General features: G+C 43.7%; 1 protein-coding gene. It reads left to right on the top strand.

Features of this window, described 5'->3' with window-relative positions:
- Nucleotides 1-543, top strand: a 543-nt coding sequence (locus R7044_RS26035; RefSeq protein ID WP_225456098.1) for a phosphatidate cytidylyltransferase, incomplete at its 5' end; no start/stop codon positions are given.
- Nucleotides 544-645: the final 102 nt, after the last annotated feature.

Genomic DNA, 645 nt, shown 5'->3' with positions numbered 1-645 from the left:
GCAATTACTTACCCGAAAACCACAAAATCTTGGCAAGGCAATCTTGTTTTACGACATGTTTTTGGTTTTCTGACATTACTCCCTTTTCTTTGGAGTGTAATCATTCTAAGAGCCTCAGACATTTCGGTAGATCCATACCACGGTGCAAAGCTCGTAATGTACGTTTGCTTCTTGGTATGGGCTGCAGACAGCGGTGCTTACTTCGCTGGTAAAAGTTTAGGCAAGCGCAAGATGGCACCACATGTTAGCCCAAACAAAACGATTGAAGGTCTTATTGGCGGTATCATCGCGGCACTGATTGTTGGCTGGTTGTTTGCCGATTGGTTCAATATCCAGTTCACGAGCCCAATTCATATGATCATCATTACGTTGATCACTGTCGTGATTTCTGTATTAGGTGATTTAGTCGAAAGCATGTTTAAGCGTGTTTCTGGCATCAAAGACAGCAGTAACATCATTCCAGGCCACGGTGGCGTATTAGATCGCATCGATAGCCTGACTGCTGCATTTCCAGTCTTTGCTCTTCTATACTACGTATTCTAATTTATCGGGAGCGGCTTCATCGCTCCTGAATTTTTCTAACGGTCTTACATCATGCAAAAGTTAACGATTCTTGGTGCAACAGGCTCAATAGGTGCAAGCACC

The organism is Vibrio sp. 1402 (assembly GCF_033340275.1).
Note: the sequence above shows the minus strand (reverse complement) of the source record. Positions and strands in the feature narration are given on the sequence as shown.